This is a genomic window from Massilia psychrophila, from assembly GCF_002760665.1.
GTDB lineage: Bacteria > Pseudomonadota > Gammaproteobacteria > Burkholderiales > Burkholderiaceae_D > JAFCUW01.
On sequence record NZ_PDOB01000102.1, the window covers coordinates 1 to 377 of the forward strand.

Annotated in this window: 1 protein-coding gene; it reads left to right on the forward strand. The window is 61.8% G+C overall.

Annotated features, from left to right (window positions below):
• Window positions 1–377, forward strand: a 377-nt coding sequence (locus tag CR103_RS21825; protein WP_229443779.1) for a DUF6444 domain-containing protein, incomplete at both ends; no start/stop codon positions are given.

The following is a 377-nucleotide window of genomic DNA, read 5'->3' on the forward strand; positions in this document are numbered from 1 at the left end:
ACCTCACCCGTGGTGAGCTTGAAGTCATTATCGTGACGTTGTGGGACCGCCTGGTGGCACTGGAAACGAAGGTCGACAAGAATTCGAGCAATTCCAGCAAGCCACCTTCTTCCGACGGACTCGTCAAGAAGACGCGCTCCTTGCGGGAGGCATCGGGCAAGCAAGCCGGTGGCCAGCTGGGCCACAAGGGAACGACGCTCAAGCGGGTCGAGCAACCGACCGAGACGCTGTTCCACCGGCTGCCAATGCAGTGCGATCAGTGCCACCATCTGCTGCCTCTGAACCAGGCGCGCGTGTCGGAACGCCGGCAGGTATTCGATGTGCCGGAGCGGGCCTTCGCCGTCGTCGAACACTGTAGCGTCGAGCTCGTTTGCCAG